General features: G+C 70.1%; 15 protein-coding genes. 8 read left to right on the top strand and 7 right to left on the bottom strand.

Going from position 1 to position 19,525, the window contains the following annotated elements; all coding sequences use genetic code 11:
* The first annotated feature begins 417 nt into the window (after positions 1 to 417).
* Entirely contained in the window at positions 418 to 1,434 is a 1,017-nt protein-coding gene (locus tag FH610_RS30300; protein WP_139578442.1) for a LacI family DNA-binding transcriptional regulator, read from the top strand.
* Between the two features lie 16 nt (positions 1,435 to 1,450).
* Here the strand turns inward: FH610_RS30300 and FH610_RS30295 are convergent, their stop codons facing one another.
* A complete protein-coding gene (locus tag FH610_RS30295) occupies positions 1,451 to 1,888 on the bottom strand; it encodes a DUF2269 family protein (RefSeq protein WP_139578441.1) in 438 nt (145 codons plus the stop codon).
* Positions 1,885 to 4,467, bottom strand: coding sequence for a multicopper oxidase domain-containing protein (locus FH610_RS30290; RefSeq protein ID WP_139578440.1), 2,583 nt, complete (start codon positions 4,465 to 4,467; stop codon positions 1,885 to 1,887). The genes FH610_RS30295 and FH610_RS30290 overlap by 4 nt, the downstream gene beginning before the upstream one ends.
* Positions 4,468 to 4,810: 343 nt before the next feature.
* Between FH610_RS30290 and FH610_RS30285 the strand changes: the two genes are divergently transcribed.
* Positions 4,811 to 5,305: a hemerythrin domain-containing protein gene (locus FH610_RS30285; RefSeq protein ID WP_161628110.1), complete on the top strand. Its 495-nt coding sequence runs from the start codon at positions 4,811 to 4,813 to the stop codon at positions 5,303 to 5,305.
* Here FH610_RS30285 and FH610_RS30280 read toward each other — a convergent pair.
* A complete protein-coding gene (locus tag FH610_RS30280; protein ID WP_139578438.1) occupies positions 5,296 to 5,670 on the bottom strand; it encodes a P-loop NTPase family protein in 375 nt (124 codons plus the stop codon). The two genes, FH610_RS30285 and FH610_RS30280, sit on opposite strands and share 10 nt — an antisense overlap.
* Before the next feature lie 301 nt (positions 5,671 to 5,971).
* Between FH610_RS30280 and FH610_RS30270 the strand changes: the two genes are divergently transcribed.
* Positions 5,972 to 7,483 (top strand): hypothetical protein, encoded by a 1,512-nt coding sequence (locus FH610_RS30270; RefSeq protein WP_167538796.1) that lies wholly within the window; start codon positions 5,972 to 5,974, stop codon positions 7,481 to 7,483.
* 13 nt (positions 7,484 to 7,496) lie between these two features.
* Positions 7,497 to 9,530, top strand: a complete 2,034-nt coding sequence (locus FH610_RS30265; RefSeq protein WP_139578435.1) for an outer membrane protein assembly factor BamB family protein — start codon at positions 7,497 to 7,499, stop codon at positions 9,528 to 9,530.
* A 221-nt stretch (positions 9,531 to 9,751) separates the two neighbouring features.
* Here FH610_RS30265 and FH610_RS30260 read toward each other — a convergent pair whose 3' ends face one another.
* From FH610_RS30260 to FH610_RS30250, 3 genes are read right to left on the bottom strand one after another with little or no spacing between them, the layout of a single operon-like run.
* The gene (locus FH610_RS30260; protein WP_205826186.1) at positions 9,752 to 11,947 is read right to left on the bottom strand and encodes a CotH kinase family protein; all 2,196 of its coding nucleotides are present in this window, start codon (positions 11,945 to 11,947) and stop codon (positions 9,752 to 9,754) included.
* Positions 11,938 to 12,768, bottom strand: a complete 831-nt coding sequence (locus FH610_RS30255) for a polyphosphate polymerase domain-containing protein (protein WP_139578434.1) — start codon at positions 12,766 to 12,768, stop codon at positions 11,938 to 11,940. The genes FH610_RS30260 and FH610_RS30255 overlap by 10 nt, the downstream gene beginning before the upstream one ends.
* Complete coding sequence (locus FH610_RS30250; RefSeq protein WP_240809283.1) at positions 12,765 to 13,370, bottom strand: DUF4956 domain-containing protein; 606 nt, start codon at positions 13,368 to 13,370, stop codon at positions 12,765 to 12,767. The genes FH610_RS30255 and FH610_RS30250 overlap by 4 nt, the downstream gene beginning before the upstream one ends.
* Positions 13,371 to 14,339: 969 nt before the next feature.
* Between FH610_RS30250 and FH610_RS30245 the strand changes: the two genes are divergently transcribed.
* Entirely contained in the window at positions 14,340 to 15,800 is a 1,461-nt protein-coding gene (locus tag FH610_RS30245) for a M14 family zinc carboxypeptidase (RefSeq protein WP_139578432.1), read from the top strand.
* 146 nt (positions 15,801 to 15,946) lie between these two features.
* The gene (locus FH610_RS30240; RefSeq protein WP_139578431.1) at positions 15,947 to 16,837 is read left to right on the top strand and encodes a MurR/RpiR family transcriptional regulator; all 891 of its coding nucleotides are present in this window, start codon (positions 15,947 to 15,949) and stop codon (positions 16,835 to 16,837) included.
* Here FH610_RS30240 and FH610_RS30235 read toward each other — a convergent pair.
* Positions 16,816 to 17,133 carry an ArsR/SmtB family transcription factor gene (locus FH610_RS30235; RefSeq protein ID WP_139578430.1) on the bottom strand — a complete coding sequence of 106 codons (318 nt, stop codon included), beginning with the start codon at positions 17,131 to 17,133 and terminating at the stop codon, positions 16,816 to 16,818. The genes FH610_RS30240 and FH610_RS30235 overlap by 22 nt on opposite strands.
* A 99-nt stretch (positions 17,134 to 17,232) precedes the next feature.
* Here FH610_RS30235 and FH610_RS30230 point away from each other — a divergent pair, with 99 nt between their 5' ends.
* Both FH610_RS30230 and FH610_RS30225 read left to right on the top strand, forming a co-directional pair.
* Positions 17,233 to 18,234, top strand: a complete 1,002-nt coding sequence (locus tag FH610_RS30230) for a zinc-dependent alcohol dehydrogenase family protein (RefSeq protein WP_139578429.1) — start codon at positions 17,233 to 17,235, stop codon at positions 18,232 to 18,234.
* Positions 18,235 to 18,420: 186 nt separating this feature from the next.
* On the top strand, positions 18,421 to 19,494 hold the full coding sequence (locus FH610_RS30225) for an AAA family ATPase (protein ID WP_240809282.1): 1,074 nt from the start codon (positions 18,421 to 18,423) through the stop codon (positions 19,492 to 19,494).
* Positions 19,495 to 19,525: the final 31 nt, after the last annotated feature.

Below are 19,525 nucleotides of genomic sequence, written 5' to 3'. Positions count from 1 at the left end.
AAGGGCTTAAGTCAAGGCCGTCTCCCTGCGGGGGTGCGCGGCGGGCCGGACACGGAAAGCAACGAAAGCGATTCCTCGTCGTCACACCACGCGAAAAGCCGATCCGGACGTGCGGGTCCGTCGGCGGCCGCCGAAGCGTCCGAGGGTTGAAGCGGACGGTGCTCAAGTCCTGGATGACGTGCGTGTACCGAGAAACTTTCAGTACGTCCCCGGACGCCGATCGCGCGCCGGACGGTCGCCGTGGTCCTCGGCCGCCGCCATGGGAACCTCGCCGACGTGGTGACTTAAGCGCTTAAGGATCCTCGCCGTCGTTGCGGACGTCCCCGCCTCTCCGGTAGGGGCATGGGAAAAGCGATCCGGTGCTGTTCCTCTTCCAACAGCGGTAACAAAATGGTCAGGATGCAGAGGGGGGATGCGGTGAAGCGGCCGACTATCGCCGAGATCGCGGCAAGGGCCGGTGTCTCGATCGGCGCCGTGTCGTACGCGCTCAACGGACGGCCGGGGGTGTCCGCGGAGACCCGCAAAATCATCCTCGACATCGCCAACGAGATCGGCTGGCGGCCGAGCGCGGCGGCCAGGTCCCTGTCCGGGTCCCGGGCGCACAGCGTCGGCCTGATCATCGCCCGCCCGGCGGACACGCTCGGTGTCGAGCCGTTCTTCATGCGGTTCATCGCCGGGCTGGAACGCGAACTGTCCGGGCGGCGCACCGCTCTGCTTCTGCAGGTCGTCGAGGACCACCGCGCCGCGATCGACGCGATGCGGCTCTGCTGGGCGGAACGGCGCGTCGACGGCATGGTCGTCACCGACCTGTGGACGGAGGACGCGCGGATCCCGGTGCTCGAGGAACTCCAGATCCCGGCCGTTCTGGTCGGCCGGCCCCGGCCGGACACGGATATACCCGCCGTGTGGACCGACGACGCGGCAGCCGTGGTCTCGGCGGTCGACTACCTCGTGGCGCTCGGACACCGCCGTGTCGCCCGCGTCGCGGGGTTGTCCGCACTGGAGCACACCCAAGTACGCATCGCGGCCTTCCGCCAGGCCGTGCTCGGTCACGGCCTCGGTGAACCACAGGTCGTCGAGACCGACTACACCTGGGAGGAAGGCATGCGGGCCACGCGGACGCTGCTGTCCCGGCGCGACCGCCCGACCGCGATCATGTTCGACAACGACGTGATGGCCACCGCCGCGCTCAACGTGGCACAGGAGATGGGCGTCGCCGTGCCGGACGAGCTGTCGATCGTGGCCGGTGACGACTCGCAGCTGTGCGTGATGGTACGACCGGCGCTGACGGCGCTCTCGTGGGACATCCAGGCGTACGGCGTGCAGACCGCACGGGTGCTGGCAGACACGATCGACGACCGTTCCCCCGGCTCGCGACAGGTCAGCACGGCGCGTTTGGTCGTCCGGTCGAGCACCACCGCACCGCCGGCCTGACCGACCGGCGCTTGGCCTACGTCGCGGGCAGGGCGGTGGCCAGGAGCACGACACCGAGCGAGCCGACGAGCGCGGCGGTGGCGAGCGCCCGCGCGGCGGCCGGCCGCCCGGTGCCGCTTGCCCAGCCGTGCAGCCCGGCCGCCAGCATCACCGCGCAGAACAGCAGGAGCTTCGCGGCCAGGATCCGCCCGTAACCCGGCTGCGCGAGCGAGGCCCAGGTGACGCCCTTGTGCGCGGCCATGGCGACCCCGGTGACGAGCTGGACGGGAAGGAACGCGGTGACCGTGAAGAGGCCGAACCGCCGCCCGACAGCGCCGAGCACGGAGGCCCGCCGCTCGGCGTCGAGCAGCCGGCGGGCCAGCGGCAGCAAGATGAGCGAGACCGCCAGCTGGCCGCCGACCCACAGGGCCGCGCCGAGCACGTGCAGGAACCGGATGACCGACCACCAGGTCATGGCGCGCTCACCGCGAAGAGCCCGTGGGCGCCGGCCTCGGCGCGCGGCATGGTGTGGTCGACGAAGGGGTAGTGCCCGGCTTCGGGAAACACCAGCTCGGCGAAGCCGCCCTGGGCCGGGGCGAGGTCCAGCACCTGAGCGCCGCCCGGGTCGCCCCTCTTGAGCAGATATGCGCCTTCCTTGTAGACGGTGTCGAACGGCACGCCGACCAGGTGGAAGGCGGTTCCCGACCCGGGACCAGCGGCGACCACCCAGATGCGCACCCGCTCGCCGGCCGTGGCCGTGAGGGGAACGTGGTCGTAACCGGCGGCGGTGCCGTTGAACATCCATCCGTCCGGCCGGCCCTCGAGGATCCGCGAGCCCAGGTCGTCCTGGCCGGGTTGCCCGAGGTAGAGCTCGCCCTGGACGAGCACGAACTCACGGTCCACCGTCGGCAGGTCCGGCGGATCGATGACGACGGCGCCGTACATGCCGTTCGCGATGTGCAGGCTCATGGGCATGGTGGAGCAGTGGTACAGCCACGCTCCGGCCCGGTCGGCGCGGAAGCGGTAGGTGAGCCGCTGCCCCGGGTCGATGGTGCGCATCGGCCCGTCGGGGGCGACGGCTCCGGCGTGGAAGTCGATGCCGTGGCCGATGGTCCCGCCGTTGACGAACGTCACGACGAACACGTCTCCCACCTTGCCGCGCAGTGTCGGGCCGGGAACGGAGCCGTCGAAGGTCCACATGCGCTGGTGCACTCCCGGCGCGACCTCGAGATCGGTCTCCTCCACCCGGATCTCGACCCGGTGCTCCTCGCCGCCCGCCGCGGGCTTCAGGGCGGCGTCGTACGGTTTCCACCCCGGCGACATCGGCGCGCCGGGATCGAGGGTCGTGCCGCGGCCGCCTGTCCGCGTGCCGGAACGGCCCATGGCCGCGTGCCCCGTCTCCGCGGGTTCGGCGCTCGCGGCCGCCGGAGCGGGCACGATGCGCATGGTCATGCCGGCCGCCTGGTGCCCCGCGACGGTGCACGAGCCGTCCACCGTCCCGGCCAGCGGGGCGAGCTTCACCACGGCGGTCTCGCCGGGGCCGAGCATCGGGGTGTGGTCTCCGGTGGACAGCCTCAGGTCGTGTCGCTGGGCGTCGGCATTGGTCACACGGAGTGTCAGCACGGTGCCGGAGGGTGCGCTGATGACGGCGGGCCGTATGCGCATCGCGGCGAGCGTCACCTCGACCGTTCTCCGTACGCCGGGGACGACCTCCAGCCGGGCCGGCCCGGCACCTCCGGACACGGCGACAGCGACGGCGGCGGTCGTGAGCAGGCAGCCGACGACCACGCCGAGGGGAACGGGCGACACCCGGCCTCGAGGGTGACGCGCCCGCACCAGCGCGGTCACGGCCAGCGCGACGAAGGCGACCGCGGGAGTGAGGACGAGCACCCAGCCGAGCAGGCCGACGCGTTCGGGAACCGGCAGCGCGACAAGCGGCACGCCGAGATTCGCCGCCGCCAGGCGGTAGGGCCAGCCCCGCTCCAGCAGAGCCGCGTTCTGTTTGAAGCGGACCGGCCCGCCCCCGAGCACCGCGGGCAGCAGGTGCATGAGCGAACCGAGCAGCACCTGGGCGGCGAATCCGGCCAGCACCAGCGGCAGCAGCGGCTCAAGAGCCGCCGGCAGGTCGTCGGCGGAATGGGTGGCGACCACCACGAGATCGGTGATGAGCGCGATCCCGAACCAGGCCACCGCGGCCCCCAGCGTCCAGGCCGCTCCCGTGTGCGGGCGGCGCCGTCGCAGCGTCTCCACGACGGGTGCCAGCGCGACGGCCGCTGCGGCCAGATACACCGTCAGCCCGGCCACCGCGACCCAGCGCAGCCCCAGCAGCAGGCCGGGCAGTGTCAGACCGAGGCCCGCCACGGCCAGCCGCAGCGCGAGGCGGGAGCAGCGCCGGGTCAGCGGGGAAAGCCGCGTCCGCAGGACCGTCGGCCAGAGCGTGAACAGCGTGCCGAGCACCGTCAGGGCCACCCAGCCGAACAGGTTCGTCTCGGCGTGCGCGGCGTGCAGCCGCTCGTGCATCGGGCCGTTCCCCACGTGCGCGGCGAGCAGCCCGCCCAAGGCGCCGCCCACCGTCAGCGCACCCGCGGCGGCCAGATACCAGCCGATGACATGGCGGAACGGGCCGGGCAGTGCCCGTTTGAGCATCCCCGCCAGCACTGCGGCATGCCAGACGACCACGCCGACCACCGCCGCGGCCCCGGCCGCCGCTACCGGCCACGGCCCGGCGGCCACGCCGTACAGCACGGCGATGGTCGCGGCGTTCAGCGCGACCAGCCGGGTGATGCTCCACCGCCGGCCGGACGCTCCGACGCGCAGCAGCGCCGCGGCGAAATGCTCGCTCCAGATCACGATCGCGGTGGTGACCGCGCCGAGCAGGAAGACGTGGATCACCAGCCACCGCGGCGCGGGCAACACGCCCGGCGACAGCGCCGCCGCGATCGTCAGTGCGATCCAGGCGACGACGATCGCGTTGGCGCGCAGATGCCATGACGCCCGCGGCGCCGGGGGCTGCGTGCCGCCCTTCTCCCCGATCACCACCGTGACGGGCCCCATATCGGTTTCCTCACCTTCACGATCGAGGCCGCGACGACGGACACGGCGCATCCCGCGAATGCCCGGCAGTGCGACCACTCCGAGCAGACCACCCGCCGATGGCCAAGCCTCGACTACGGGTCATGAGCACGCTATGGAACGCCCCCGGTCTGGAGGACGGCCGTAAAGCCCACGATCGAAGGGACCAAAGTCCTCAGTACGTTCCTGGCGGGTGAGGACCGACAATCGCCCCGCCAGGACGGGACCTTCGTCACTGGAGAGACGGAAGGGACCGCGACTGTACTGTCTGCGGTCCGAATAAGCGGTGCCGGCTTATGGCGCCTATCAGCTGGGTGGGGTTTCCTTGGCCATCTCCGATGTTTTCCGTGAGACGTTCCGTGATGAGCACCGCGAGGTCCGGAACCTGCTGTTCGCCCTGGTCGACGCCTTCACCGCACACGATGTGACGACGGCTCGCCATATCGTTTCCGCCATCGCCGAGGCCACCGGCCCGCACTTCCGCTATGAGGAAGAGTCGATGTATCCGCGGCTGGTGCCCATTTTCGGTGAGGAGTACGTCCGAAAGCTGGTCGCCGATCACGACGGCGCCATTCGCAACGTTCGCGAGCTCGCGCAGCTCACCGACCACGGGCAGATCGATCAGGCCCAGGCCGAGCGCGGGATCGAGCTGACCCGGCAGATCCTTCCGCACGTCAGTGACTGCGATGGCCTGTCCATCATGGTGGAGACGCTGCCGCAGGACGACGTGCTCGATATCCTCGCCATCCGCGAGGCCGCTCTGGAGAAGAACCTGGACCTTCTCACCTGGGCGGGCACCGTCCGCGCGCGTCACACCTGACGCAGCACCTGCCGCACGGAGGCTTCCAGCGGGCTGTCCTCGCCGATGACCGTCTCGCACCCGTCCGGCAGCAGGTCGCGCTCCTGATACCACTCCCGCATCTGGTCCGGCGTGAAGTCCGACCGCTGGGGGCGGCTGTCGTGCCGCCGGAGCGTCTCAGGAAAGGACACATCCAGGTAGAAGAAGGCGCTGGTCCCGGCGTGGTCACGGCGCAGCGACCGCAGCATCGCGCCATAGCGATGGTGGCCGACCAGCGCCAGACCGCGGCCATAGGCCGCCCGCACGGCACGGGCGACGCTGGTCTTCCCGGAGCCGGAGTTCCCGCGGAGCACGATCAGACGGGTGTCGGGGGAGCCGGTACGCACCGTCTCAGGTTACGGACGGCCCGGGAGCGGCACGCCGTCTTTCCCGCAGACCGGCCGGTGAGGTCCGCCCAATGGTGTGCGAGCTCGGCTCGTTCCTGACACGCCGGGCCACGCGAATGGCCGTACGGCTCCGCGGATTGACCGCGAGGGTCCGGCGCATTCGATGGAGAGGCTCGAAAATGCCTGGTCAGAGGACATAGCGAGAGTGCGTGTGGCGCATTCGGGGAAGCGCCGGTGCCCGCTTCTTGACCACTGATACGCTTTACGCCTTTCGGTAACTCTGAGCATTTACGGGGCAAGAGTGACGACGGGGCCCGGTTATCACCAGCAGTATCCGCCGCAGCCGCCGCCGCAGTGGCAGTCTCCACCTCCCTCTCCGCCGCAGTGGCAGTACGGCCCTCCGCCACAGCAGTGGCAGGCTCCGCCTCCCCCTCCGCCTCCTGCCCCCGGGCGCAAGACCGGGCTGTGGGTGACGCTCGGGATCCTGTCCCTCGTCCTCGTCGTCGCGGTGGGTGCGGGCGTGGGCCTCGTCCTGCGGGGCGGCGGCTCAGGCGACGACGCCACGAACGACGCCGCCACCGACTCGAACACGGTCGTCGTGAAGGACGACGAGATCAGCAAGCTGGTCCAGTCGCACAGCAGGGCGCTGGCCTCGGGTGACGCCACGGCGTTCACCTCGATCTTCGACCAGAAGAACGCCGCTCTGGTCCGCGACCAGGCGAGAGTCTTCGCCAACCTGCGCAAGATGCCGCTGGCCGAGAAGTCCTACCAGGTGTTGCGGCGCCAGGGCCGGGCTCAGGACAGTTTCGGGCGGGGCGTGAAGTTCACGCAGGACGTCGCGTTCGTCCACCGGTTCGCCGGCATCGACCTGCGCCCGGTGTCCGAGTGGTATCGCTGGACCATCGAGAAGGCGTCGGCGAACGCGCCCCTTGTCGTGACGAAGGTGCAGGGCGCGCCGCCGACGATCAGCGGCGAGGTGTCGAAGACGATGTACTTCCCCGGGCCGTGGGACATCTGGCCGGACATCGTGGTGGCGAAGGCGGGCGCCAGTCTCGTCCTCGCCAGGCCACAGGACGCCGCCCTGGCCCGGCGCGTCGCGCCGACCGTCTCCGCCGCCGCCGCGAGCGATCTCGCCTTCTGGGAGAAGAACGGCGATCCGGACGCGGCGGTGCCGAGCGGGTTCGTGGTGGCGCTGGTCGAGGGAAAGGCCCAGCTCGGCAAGCTGTTCCGTACGGCCAAGGCGAACGAGGCCGGCGTCTCGATCCCGATGCCGAGATGGGGGATCGGGAACGACACCGTGAAGATCGGCGGCACTCGCGTCGTCATGGACACGGCGTCCGAGTTCTTCAGGAACGAGCAGGGGATCATGGAGATCTCCGAGCACGAGCTCGCGCACTCGCTCGTCGCCGGGCTCGACAGCGCACAGTTCGCTCTGTTCGGCAGGGCGAACTGGATCACCGAGGGCTTCGCCGAGTACGTCGCCGGCCGCAACCGGCCGATCAACGGAAACCGGCGTGTCAGTGAGGGCCGCGCCTACGTGGCAGGACAGCTCGCCATGCCGTTCGACGGGAAGCTGCCGACCAACGCCCTCTGGGACTTCAAGCAGATGACCAGCGTCAACTACCTCATGGGGCACCTGGCCATGCGGTTCATCGCCCAGAAGTACGGCGAGCGGAAGCTGGTCGAGGGCGTGGTCGCGGCTTACCGGGCACCGGGCGACGACAGCGAAGCCGCCCTGTTCCAGGTGCTCGGCGTGACGAGGGCGGACTTCGAGCGGCAGTGGGCGGGCTACGTCCGCGCCCAGCTCGCGTGATCGGGGGAGAGGCATGACGGATCAGCACAACAGGGACCCGTACGGCGGGCCCACCCCGCCCACACCGCCTACTCCGCCCTCGCCGTACCCCTACGGCCCGGGCCGATCGCCCTACGGCGGACAGGAACAGCCCTACCTCGGCCAGGGACAACCGGGTGACGCCGGAGGCTGGGGCCACCAGCCCGCACCCGGCCAGGCCGCATCCGCTCAGCCGGCGTACGGCCAGTCGGCGTACGGCCAGCCGGCCTATGGCCAGGCCGCATCCGGTCAGCCGGGGTACGGTCAGCCGGCCTATGGCCAGGCCGCGCCCGCCCAGCCGGGGTACGGGCAGCCGGGTGGTCAGGGGCAGTGGGGTGAGCAGGCCAGGCCGGCTCCGCAGGCCCCGGCCCCTCCGGCGTACGGCCCGCCCGGCCAAGCCGCGCCCTGGGGTCCGGGCGCACCCGGCGCACCGGCGTCGTACGGGCAGCCGGGTCAGGGCCAGCCGGGTCAGGGACACCCGGGCTCGCCGTACCCGCAGCCCTGGGGGCAGCCGCAGCCGGGCCAGGCCGCTCCGGCCCCCGCTCCGCCTGGGCAGGGCCAGACGCCCTGGCATGCGGGCCAGCAGGGGTACACGGGCCAACCGGGCTACCCCGGTCAGCAGGGGGGCTACCCCGGCCAGGGCTATGGAGCTCCGGGGCAGCCCGCCCAGGGGCTCCCACCGCAGCCGCAGCCGCAGCCGCAGCCGCAGCCGCAGCCGCAGCCGCAGGCGCCCGGCGGCAAGGGCAAGACGGCGCTGCTCGTCGCGCTCGGGCTGGTGGTGCTGCTGGCGGTGGGCGCGGGGACCGCCTGGTTCGTCGCGGGCGGCGGTTCCGGCACCGATTCCGGTGGGGGCGCGGGGGAATGGTCCGTCCCGCTCGCGAGTGCCGACAGCATGGACTTCACCCAGGGGCTCTCGTTCGCGGGCTGGCTGACCGACAAGACGGTGATCCGGGTGCAGCGCGACGGGGTGCTCGCCTACGACCTGACCTCGGGCAAGCGCGCCTGGGGCACTCCCTCGCCCGGCGACCAGCTCTGCGGCGCCACCGCCGACCTGGCGAACGGCAAGGGCGCCGTGGCGTACGGCAGCGACCAGCTGTGCGACCACCTGGCCGGGATCGACGCCGCGACAGGAAAGATCACCTGGAAGATCAAGATCCCGGCGGAGAAGTCCCGGCTGGCCAACTCGCTCACGGTGCCCCGGATCATGGACGCGGGCGATGTCGCCGTGGTGTACGCGCACGATGTCCTGTCCGGCTACCGCCTGTCCGATGGGGGGAAGCAGTGGACGGCCCAGTTTCCCCAGGGCTGCCACATCAAGGACATGAACACGGCGGCCACCCGGGTGGCCCTGCTCCTCGACTGCAGCTTCGAGGGCTCGGGCAACTTCGTGCAGGTGCTCGACCCGAAGAGCGGCAAGGCCGTATGGCGCTACAAGATGGGCGATCTCAGCCTGATGAGCCTGGTGCTGTCGGCCGACCCGCTGGTCGTCCGGCAGGAGGAGGGCGACAAGAGCACCTTCCTCGTTCTCGACGATCGAGGCGGCAAGCTCAGCGAGTTCACGACCGGCAAGGTGGACATGCTCGCCATGAACAAGGTGGCGTTCGTGGACGGGATGTTCGAGCAGCGCCGCTACGTCGTGCACGGCGACCGTCTCTACCTCACGACCTTTCCGGAGAACGTGCCGAACAAGGCGCGATCGAGCGACAAGGCGCTCGCCTTCGACCTCAAGACCGGCAAGCAGGTGTGGGAGTCGTCCGGCACGCAGCCCACGATGCTGAATCTCGTCCGCGCCGACGACCACGGCCTGCTCGCCCTGGAGGTCGGCGACTGGCGCGATCTGCCTCCCCGGCTCGTCCGCCTGGACGCGGCCACCGGCAAGGCGGCCGAGGTGGCGCAGCTGCCGCAGAAGTACGGCACCGAGGGGGACGACGCACGCGTCTTCGAGCGGAACGGCGCCGTCGTCATCGTGCCGTGGACCTCGGTCGCCGTGAAGCACGCGGTCGTCTACGTCGACACCAAGGAGGGCTGACCGGGCCGGGGAGCGCTGCGCGGCTCGCGGAGCGGGGGCTGCTGAGGGCCGCCGACATCGATCCGGTGGCGCACCCGCATGCCGAGGTCCGCCGCGCGGTGGCCGCCAACGAGGTGACACCGCCCGTGGTGCCTACACGGCCAGGGGGCGCTTGATGCCTCCTAATGCAACAGGGCACGAGGTCCCGTCCGACGGACGGGACCTCGTCGGTTCGCTTCGCCTCACGGGCTGGTGCAGGTGACCGCCGGGGTGGCCGAGGATCCTCCGCCGACGAAGCCGAAGGTCGTGCTCGCGTTGGCCGCGAGCGAGCCGTTCCACGACTCGTTGCGCACCGTCACGGCCGAGCCGGAGCCCGAGCGCACGCCTCCCCACAGCTGGGTGACGGTCTGCGAACCGGGCCAGGTCCAGTTCACGGTCCAGCCGTTGATCGCCGCGTTGCCCGCGCGCACCGTGACCTCACCCTGGAAGCCGCCGGGCCAGGAGTTGACCACCCGGAACGTCGCCGAGCACGCGCCGGACACTCCGCCGGACGGTGAAGGGCTCGGGCTCGCACTGGGCGAAGGACTGGGCGAAGGACTGGGCGACGGGCTCGGCGAGGGGCTGGGGCTCGGGCTCGGCGAGGGGCTGGGCGAGCGGCTCGGGCTGGCGCTGGGTGACGGGCTGGGGCTGGGCGAGGTGACCGCACCGCCCCACCCCGCCGTCGAGTCCAGCCAGGCCGCGCGGCGCAGCGCCCAGTCGCGCAGGTACTGCACCTGACCCTGCCAGGTGGACGCGGTCGGAGTGTTGAAGAAGCCGATGGTGCGCGTCGTGAGGTTCGGCCAGCGCTGGAAGTTCCGCTGCGCGGCGTTGGTCAGCGGCTGGGCGAGAGCGTCGATCCTGCTCTGCAGCGCGGAGTCGGACAGCACGCCGCGGCGCAGCGCCTGCCAGCGCGCCTTGACCTGGTCGACGAAGGCCGGATCCCGCATGAGCTGGGCGAACCAGTCGTTGGCGACCGGCTGCCGGGTCTGCTGATACTGCCAGCCCGCGGTCTGGTCGTTCTGGAAGAAGCCGCCCACGCCGAAAGTGAGGTCGTAGTCCCACAGCGGGCCGGCGAAGATCTTCGTGTCCCGGTCCTTGTAGAAGTAGGCGCTGCGGTAGTTGGCGTCCATGTTCCGGCTCAGCTCGTAGATGATCAACTGATCGATGAACGAACCCACGTCGATGTACGCCCGATAGCCGGTGTTCGGGTCGGCGAAGTTCTGCGAGTGCAGCACGTTGTGGAATTCCTGGATGTAGCCCCGCAGCCAGTCCTTCTGCTGCGGCTGCAGCGGCGAGGGGTCGACCACCTCGAGGTAGGTCCAGCAGGTGGCCGACGACCCGCTGCACGGCAGCGTCGGCTCCTCCGCGGCCATCCACTCGAACTTCCAGATGTACCCGCCCGTGAGCTTCGGCAGGGTCGTGTCGTCCTCGTCCAGCTTCTTGAGGTCGAGGCGGTTCTTCGAGTTCTTGATCGTCTCGGCGAGCATGTAGACGCCCATGTAGTCGTCGGCGCCCACCGGACCGGCGTCGGTGTTGAGGTAGAGCTCCACGAACCGATACCGGGGAACCTTCAGCCCCATCTCCTTGCCGAGGTCGTAGACCAAGGCCTCGCGGATCAGCGACTTGTCCGGGAACGGCCCGCGCAGCACCCAGTCGGAGTCGGCGGGCATCCCCAGCACCGGGTAGTCGGCGTCGTCGTTGTCGTTGTCCCAGAACTCGAGGCGATATGGCGCCTTCTCGAACGAGGCCGACGACTGCCCCCGCAGGTGGACTCCGGCGCGGGTGGCGACCGCCGGAGCCGTGGCCAGCGACGTCGTCGCACCACTGCCAGGATCGAAGATCATGGTGGCGGCGTCGAGGTAATCCCGGCCGGGCTTGCCCTTGCCGTACGAGTCGATCAGGACCAGCGGCAGATCGTGGGTCGTGGTGGTGGCTTGGGCGACGTACATGGCCGTTCCGGCCCTCCCGGACGCCGTGCCGCCGGCGAAGGCCTGTGCGCGCAGCTGGGTGGTGCGGGTGAACTGCAGCGGCTGGCCGCCGTAGAGCGCCGATTGCGCGGTGGGCGGCGTTCCGTCGGTGGTGTAGCGGATCTGTGCGCCGCTGACCGCGGTGCTCAGCGACACCGACACCTGTCCCTGGAAGGTGCCGCTCGGCGTGGAGAAGGCGATGTCGCCGGTCAGGTCGTCCGCCGCCCCGGCATCGGCGGTCGCGGACGCCGTGGCGGCGGTGCTCGCGGCGCGGCCGGCCGATCCGGTGCCGGAAGCCGATCCGGCGCCCGCCGACGACGGGTACGCGTTGAGGGGCCCGGCGAGGAGCCCGGTGAGGAGCACGGCGGCGACCGCGGTCCTCGTGACGCGGCGGGCCGCCGTGACGCCGGTGCTGCGGAGCGTCAGACGCACGATGCCTCCTGTTCGGGGCGGTGGGAAAGGTCCGGCGCCGGGTCCATCGGCGACGCGGTGCCGCGGAAGTGGCGGCGCAGCGTCCGCCGCCACGGCGTGTCGGGCAGGTCGGGGCGGAGCGCGGCCAGCCCGGTGGCGTACTTGGAGATGCGAACGGGTCTCATCCCGGCCCGCCACAGCACGCGGTCGACCGGCGTGGCGGCCGATGCGCTCTTGGTCTCGACCACGGCGAGGCCGGGCAGCCGCAGCGCGGAGTCGCCGTGCCGCCAGGCGAGTCGGGTGTCGAGGGTGACCCGGCTCGCGGTGTCCGGCAGCAGCAGGGTGGCGCGGTGGTATTCGGTCACCAGGACCGGGTCGAGGCAGCTCCTGGCGGCGGGACCGATCGACTCGCGGGCGAGTGCCGCGTCGACGAAGTCGCGCCCGGGGTCCACCGTGCCGCGGTCCCGCGGGTCGTAGGGCAGCCGGTGTTTGGTGATGCTGCCCCGCGCACCGCTGATCTTGACCTCCAGCCAGCATTGGGCGGAGTCGAGATAGGTGCGGGTGCGCACCTTGAAACGCCGGCGCCTGCGGTAGGCCGCGCAGTGGTAGCTGGCCAACTGAGGGGTGTCGAAATACACCGACTGGTAGCGGAAGGTGCGTTCCCCGTCGATGTCCAGCACCTGGGCGTACGGCATGAGCCCTTCCAGCAGACGGGGCAGGGCCTCGGCCGGGACCAGGTATTTGCGGTCCACCCTGGTCTGCAACGCGGCCCGGTCGACCAGCTCGTCGAGTCCGACGGGGGCCAGCCGCGCCAGGGCGGTCCCGATGGGCGTCGTGGTCATCGGCGTGCTCCGGCGTGTGCGGGCGCCTCGGGTTCGGCGGTCAGCGCCCGGTCGGTCAGCGCGTACCGAACGTCGACCACGGTGGTCTCGTTGACCAGGTCGAGCCGCTGGACGGTGACGGCGTGCACTCGGGCGTCGAGGAGTTGTTCGAGGTGCGCGACGAGCGCGACATGGTCGGTGAAGGCCGATTCGAGCACCAGGATCTGGTGCCGGTAGTGCCGGAACAGCCGCCGGTGGTCGCCGAGAAACATCACCGCGAGGATGAGCGCCATCATGCCGCCGCTGAGCCAGGCCGAGGTGGTGCTCACCGCACCGAGGATGCCCAGGGCGAGGGCCGAGAAATAGTAGGCGACCTCGTGCTGGTCGAGTTCCGTCGAGCGCAGGCGGATGATGGACAGCACGCCGAACAGCGCCATCCCCAGCCCGAGCCCGGCGCCGACGTTGCCGGCGCTCAGCACGCTCGCCACCGCGAGGACGCCGATGTTGACCCCGAGGTAGGAGACGACCAGGTCGCGCCGGCGGTGTCGTGGGAAGTAGAGCCCGAAGACGAGCAACACCACCGCGCAGATGTCGATCGCGAACAGGACGAGCTGTGCCGACACGTTCGTTCCTCCTGAGTCTCCGCCGGGGTGAGCAGGGCACGCGCGCTTCCTCACACAGGCCTGATCGAAACTTTCGAATAAAGAAAGAAAGTTTCGGGAACCCGTGCGGAACAATAGGTGAATCGCGGGTGTCGAGTCAATGAACATCTGACACGCGATCGTGTCAGAAACGGGAGAAGCTCCCTGGTCGACCTTGACAAAGGCATGTAGGCCGTCGGTTCGTCGAGAGTGAAGGGCGATCCGGAGCGGGACGCATCTCGGTGAAACTTTCACCCTCCCGGCTCGGAAAATCGGGTGCCTTTCATTACCGGATGACCGGCGTCGGAGCCGTCCGACGATGATCGCCGCTCCCCGCCGCCCACCCGGTCGTGGTGTGGCCGCGAACCCGGCCCTGCGCGCGGGACCTGTGCGCGGCGAGACGGGCCCCGCGTTGTCGAAATGCCTTCGTCACCGGGAAAGCGAGACGGCCGATCTCGCCGTGCGGGTGGGATCCCGGCCCGCGCCCCCGAAAGCCTTTCTCCCCGCGACCTATAGGCGTGTGGCGTCGAGTTCGTCGACCGTCCGGCACGTCGGCCCGAGCCGCGGACGACGGCTGCTCGAAGGGCGTGCACGCTGCGGAACGAAAACGATGCGGAACGAAAACGATGCGGAACAAAAACGATGCGGAACGAAAACGATGCGGAACAAAAACGAGGCGAAACAAAACATGCTCGACAGGAGCCGGCCCTCCGGCGCGGTCTCCCCGCACCTCGGGCGTCGCGTGCGGGTGCGGAAAATCACCGACGCATTTTCCGTATGTGCGGAGAAGGCCGCCGATCAGCGGTTGACAGGCTCACATTCACCCCGCAGACTTACTGAAACTTTGCAGTCAGCGACTGTTCGGGGGGTGTCGCGTACTGCCGAAAGACGGCCCGGAGAAAAGGATGCGTTTTCGTTTCCCGCTCGTCCGCGGCTGAGAAAGGTTTCAGCATGTCTTCAGGAGGCACGTCCCCCTCCACTGCCTCTGTCCTCGGGAAACGCGTTCTCACGCTGACGCTGGGCGTCGGTTTTCTGGGAGGTCTCGGCATTCCGGCCGCCGGCGCCGGTGCCGCTGCCACGGCGGACCCCCAGGCGATCGTCCAGCAGCAGGCGCCAAGCCTGCCGAGCGGGCGGACCACCTACCGGACGATCACGGACTACAACGACGAGATGCTGGCGCTGAGCGCCCGGCACCCCGGCCTCGTCAAGCACATCACGCTGCCGCACAAGACCCGCCAGGGCCGGGAGGTGTACGGCATCGAGGTCACCCACGACGTCGGCGCCGCCGACGGCAAACCGGTCCTGCTGATGATGGGCGTCCACCACGGCAACGAATGGCCCTCCGGCGAGCACACGATGGAGTTCGCCTACGACCTGATCGACAACGACGGCAAGGACCCCCAGGTCACACGCCTGCTCGACAAGGCGCGAGTCGTCTTCGTCCCGGTCGTCAACGTCGACGGGTTCGTCATCAACCGGCGTACGAGCTGCGGCCTGTCCCCGACGTGCGCGAGCAGCGCCGGGGTCGACATCAACCGCAACTACCCCTTCGGCTGGGGCAGCAACGCCGGTTCGAACGCGACGACCCGGGGCCCGGGGCCCGGTTCCGAGCCCGAAGTGCAGAACGTCATGGACCTGACCAAGAACAACCAGGTCACCGTCCTGATCACGAACCACACCTCCGGTCACACCGTCCTCCGCCCGCCGCTGGAGAAGCGCGCGGGCGACACCCCGGACGAGGCCGTCTACGCCGCCCTGACCGACGCGATCACGGCCGAGAACGGCTACACGGGCATGAAGTCGGGCTTCGACTACGAGACGACCGGCGAGACCCCGGACTGGTCGTACTACGCGACCCGCGGCCTCGGGTTCACCTTCGAGATCATGAAAACCCAGTCGACCAGCAACACCTACTCCGAGGTGATCGAGGACTACACCGGGACGGGTCGCTACGAGGGCAAGTCGAACCGCGAGGCGTTCATGGCGGCCCTGGAGTACGCGGCCGATCCGGCCGGGCACTCGGTCATCACCGGAAAGGCGCCGAAGGGCGCGGTCCTGAAGATCGCGAAGGACTTCGACCTGTGGACCGCGCCGATCCGGCAGGCGAACAACGTGGTCGATCCGCCCCAGAGGATCCCCACCCATCTGCAGTCGACGCTGGTCACCCCGGCCAACGGCAAGTTCGCCTGGCACGTCAATCCGTCCGTACGGCCGGCCCCGGCCTACACCGAGACCGGCGTCGTCGCCACCGGGCCGGGCAACTTCATCAAGGAAAGCTGGACGCTCACCTGCGCCCGCCCGACCGGCGAGGTTCTCGAGACGGTGCACGTGACCGTCGACCGGGGCGAGCAGGTCGACGTGCGGCTGCAGGAGTGCAAGACGAGGTTCAACGGCAACGGCCCGAAGAACTGACCGGCATCACGACGCGGCGTAGCCGGGCGGTCCCCACGGGGGCCGCCCGGCGGCGTTGCATCCGGCAGGCGCTTCGCGATTCACGAGTGAGGCGACCGGCCAGGGGGCCGGGTCCGTCACTCCACGAAGAAGGGAAGTGTTCCAGGATGAGGCACGTCCCAGAGCCTGGCCGATCGCTCGCCGTGCTGGACGCCACCCGGATCGTCGCGAACCTGCGGACGCTCTTCGACGGCCACCGCCTCTCGCCGTCACAACGCCGGATCGCGCGCTACCTGCTGGACAACGCGCAGGAGGCCGTCTTCTTCACCAGCGCGGACCTCGCCGCGCGCGCCGGCGTCAGCCAGCCGTCGGTCACCCGCTTCGCCGCCGCGCTCGGGTTCCGCGGGTTCCCGGAGTTCCGGGAGGCGCTGCGCACGTCGGTATTCGGCGATCGTCCGCCGGTCGCGACGGATGACCGCTACAACGAGATCCAGGAACTGGTCGACTCCGAGATCCGCGACCTCGAACGGCTGCGCGACGGCCTGGCCGATCCCGGCCAGCTCCGGCGGGTGGCGGCTCAACTGGCCAGGTCGAGCCCGCTTCTGGTCATGGGCCTGCGGATCTCCGCGCCGCTGGCGCATCTGTTCGGCTACCTCGCCGAGAAGGTGCTTCCGGACGTACGCGTGCTGGACGTGCCGGGCTCGATCCTGGAAGACCGGCTGAGCAGAGCGGCGGAGTCGGGTGCCGCGTGGGTGCTCGCCATCGGCCTGCCGCGCTATCCGCGTGAGCTGGAGCAGGGCCTCGTCTGGGCGCGGCGGGTCCGGCTCAAGGTCGCCCTCGTCACCGACCAGCCGGTGGGCCGGCTCACCGACCTCGCGGACGAGGTCCTGCTCGCCCCGGTGAGCTCGGGCTTCGCGTTCGACTCCCACGCCGGCCCGACGGTCCTGTGCACCGCGCTGCTGCACACCATGCTGGACACCCTCGCCGCCGAGGGACAGGCCCGGCTGGAGGCGTTCGACGACAGGGCCGCGGAGCGTCAGGTCTTCTTCGCCGGCTGACGGGTGAGGGCGTCGAGCAGGCCGGGGAACACCTCGTCCATCTCGGCGCGGCGCAGGGAGTTCATCCGTGACGTCCCGACGTAGTGCTGCCGGATCAGGCCCGCCTCGCGCAGCACGTTGAAGTGGTGGGTGGCGGTGGACTTGCTGACCGGAATGTCGAAGCCCCCACAGGGGATGTCGGCGTCGGAGGCGTCGAGCTGCGCGACGATGCTCCGGCGTACCGGATCGACGAGGGCCTCCAGCACCTGCTGGAGGTCGAACTGCGACACCTCTGGATGCGGCGGCGTACGTCCCATGGCCCCATAGTACGACTTTCGTCGAAGTTTGACATCGGTCGTACTTTGGTCGCACAGTGAACCAGCACAGTGGACGGCGATGAAGCGGAGGACGACGACATGGCGAAGACGGTGCGGTTCCACGAGATCGGCGAGCCCGAGGTGCTGCGGCTGGACGACCTGGAGCCGGCCGAGCCGGGGCCCGGTGAGGTGCGGATCCGGGTCGAGGCGATCGGCGTCAACAGGGCGGAGATCCTGTTCCGGCGCGACCGGTACATCGAGCCGGTGAAGCACCTGCCCGCCACGCTCGGCACCGAGGCCGCCGGTGTGGTGGAGGCGGTCGGCCCGGAGGTGACCGGGTTCGCGGAGGGTCAGGCGGTCAGCGTCCTGCCCGGCTTCTTCTCGCAGAACGACTACGGCGTCTACGCCGAGCAGGCGATCGTGCCGGCGTCCGCGCTCCTGTCCCGCCCCGACGGGATGAACGAGGTCGCCGGGGCGGCGGTGTGGATGCCCTACCTCACGGCCTACGGCGCGATGACGGAGGTGGCCGGGATGCGGGCGGGTGACGTGGCGGTGATCAACGCGGCGTCCAGCAGCGTCGGCCTGGCCGCGATACACACGGCCGACCGCATCGGGGCCACGCCGATCGCCGTCACCCGCACCCGTGCCAAGAGGCGGCGGCTGATCGAGGAGGGCGCGGCCGAGGTCGTCGTCTCCGACGAGGAGGACGTCGCCGGGCGAGTGCTCGAGCTGACCGGCGGCAGAGGTGCCGAGTACGTCTTCGACGCCGTCGCCGGGCCGGGCGTGGCGGAACTGGCCAGGGTCGTCGCGCCCGGCGGGACGTTGTTGCTGTGGGGCGCGCAGAGCGGGCAGCCGACGCCCTATCCGGGGTTCGACCTGGGCATGCCCGCGCTGAACATGCGTACGTACACGGTGCTGGAGATCACCAGGGACCCGGAGCGGCTGCGCCGCGCCGTCGCCTTCGTGACCTCGGGCCTGCGTACGGGCGCCTTCCGCCCGGTGGTGGACCGCCTGTTCCCGCTGGAGGAGGTCGTGGAGGCCCACCGGCACATGGAGTCCGGCGCCCAGATCGGCAAGATCGTGCTCACCGTGCATCGGTGAGCCTTGTGACGTGGTGCGACCGACCGTGTGCACATGCCCAGGCACAACATGACGCTGGGAGTCGATGCTCACGTGGCTGCCTCTTATAGGACTACAGTTTATAGAACTGTGGTCCTATAACTTCTTCCCTACCTCGCACGGGCGAACCCCGAGTTGCCTTCCCTCATCCAGGAGGCGTTCCGGCCGATGCGGGACCAGCGCACCAATTCCCGTACGCGTCTGTTGCTGTGCGGTTCGGCCCTGTCCTTCATGGGACGGTTGTTGTCGGGCAGCGCGCCGTTGCGCGGACGGGCGGGACTGGAACTGCTCGTTCGTCCGCTTGACCACCAGCTGGCCGCCGCGTTCTGGGGGATTTCCGATCCGGCGCTGGCCCTCAAGGTCAACGCGGTCGTCGGCGGCACGCCCGCCTATCGTCGCGAGTTCGCACGTGGTGATACCCCGGCGGGCGCGGAAGACTTCGACGACTGGGTCGTCCGCACCGTGCTCAACCCGGAGACGCCCCTGTTCCGCGAGGCCCGCTACCTACTGGCCGAGGAGCCGGACCTGCGTGACAGTGCACTGTATCTGTCCGTCCTGGCGGCCGTTGCCGATGGCAACGCCACCCGCGGAGGCATGGCCGGCTACCTGGAGCGCAAGGCGACGGACATCGCGCATCCCATCAACGTCCTCGAAGACGCCGGCCTGCTGCATCGCGATGCGGACGTTTTTCGGGACAACCGCGCCACATACCGGATCTCCGAGCCGTTGATCCGCTTCTATCACGCCATCATGCGGCCGGTCTGGGACCAGCTCGAGCGGCCGGGCAGCGCCACGCGGGTCTGGCAGGCCAGCCGCCGCCGCTTCGTCAGCAACGTCCTCGGCCCGCACTTCGAGCAGATCTGCCGCGAGTGGTCGCTGCATCACGCCGATCCGGACCTGTTCGGCGGGCTGCCTGCCCGAGTCGGTCACGGTGTCGTCCGCGATCTCAAGGCCAGAACCGGGCACGAGGTGGACGTGGCCGTGATCGGCATCGCTGACGACGGCAAACCGCCGCTTCTGGCCATCGGCGAAGCCAAGTGGAACGACACGATGGGAATCGCTCACATCGAACGTCTCCGGCACATCCGCGACCTGATCGCGGAGTCCGGCCGTTACGACACCACGGGCACCCGTCTCATCTGCTTCAGTGGCACCGGATTCAACGACAAGGCGCTGGCGCAGGAGGCTGCCTCGCCTGATGTGCACCTGATCGACTTGCCGGCTCTGTACGGCCGGCGCTGACGCGGGCCGGCGTGGAGCGACCGGCCGCGGC

This window comes from Microbispora catharanthi, assembly GCF_006334915.2.
Classification (GTDB): domain Bacteria; phylum Actinomycetota; class Actinomycetes; order Streptosporangiales; family Streptosporangiaceae; genus Microbispora; species Microbispora catharanthi.
Note: the sequence above shows the minus strand (reverse complement) of the source record. Positions and strands in the feature narration are given on the sequence as shown.

Coding starts and splice junctions, on each gene's coding strand:
- FH610_RS30230 (WP_139578429.1), top strand. CDS start 17,233: ATGGCGAAGACGGTGCGGTTCCACGAGATCGGCGAGCCCGAGGTGCTG.
- FH610_RS30245 (WP_139578432.1), top strand. CDS start 14,340: ATGTCTTCAGGAGGCACGTCCCCCTCCACTGCCTCTGTCCTCGGGAAA.
- FH610_RS30255 (WP_139578434.1), bottom strand. CDS start 12,768: ATGACCACGACGCCCATCGGGACCGCCCTGGCGCGGCTGGCCCCCGTC.
- FH610_RS30290 (WP_139578440.1), bottom strand. CDS start 4,467: ATGGGGCCCGTCACGGTGGTGATCGGGGAGAAGGGCGGCACGCAGCCC.
- FH610_RS30235 (WP_139578430.1), bottom strand. CDS start 17,133: ATGGGACGTACGCCGCCGCATCCAGAGGTGTCGCAGTTCGACCTCCAG.
- FH610_RS30240 (WP_139578431.1), top strand. CDS start 15,947: ATGAGGCACGTCCCAGAGCCTGGCCGATCGCTCGCCGTGCTGGACGCC.
- FH610_RS30225 (WP_240809282.1), top strand. CDS start 18,421: ATGCGGGACCAGCGCACCAATTCCCGTACGCGTCTGTTGCTGTGCGGT.
- FH610_RS30295 (WP_139578441.1), bottom strand. CDS start 1,888: ATGACCTGGTGGTCGGTCATCCGGTTCCTGCACGTGCTCGGCGCGGCC.
- FH610_RS30265 (WP_139578435.1), top strand. CDS start 7,497: ATGACGGATCAGCACAACAGGGACCCGTACGGCGGGCCCACCCCGCCC.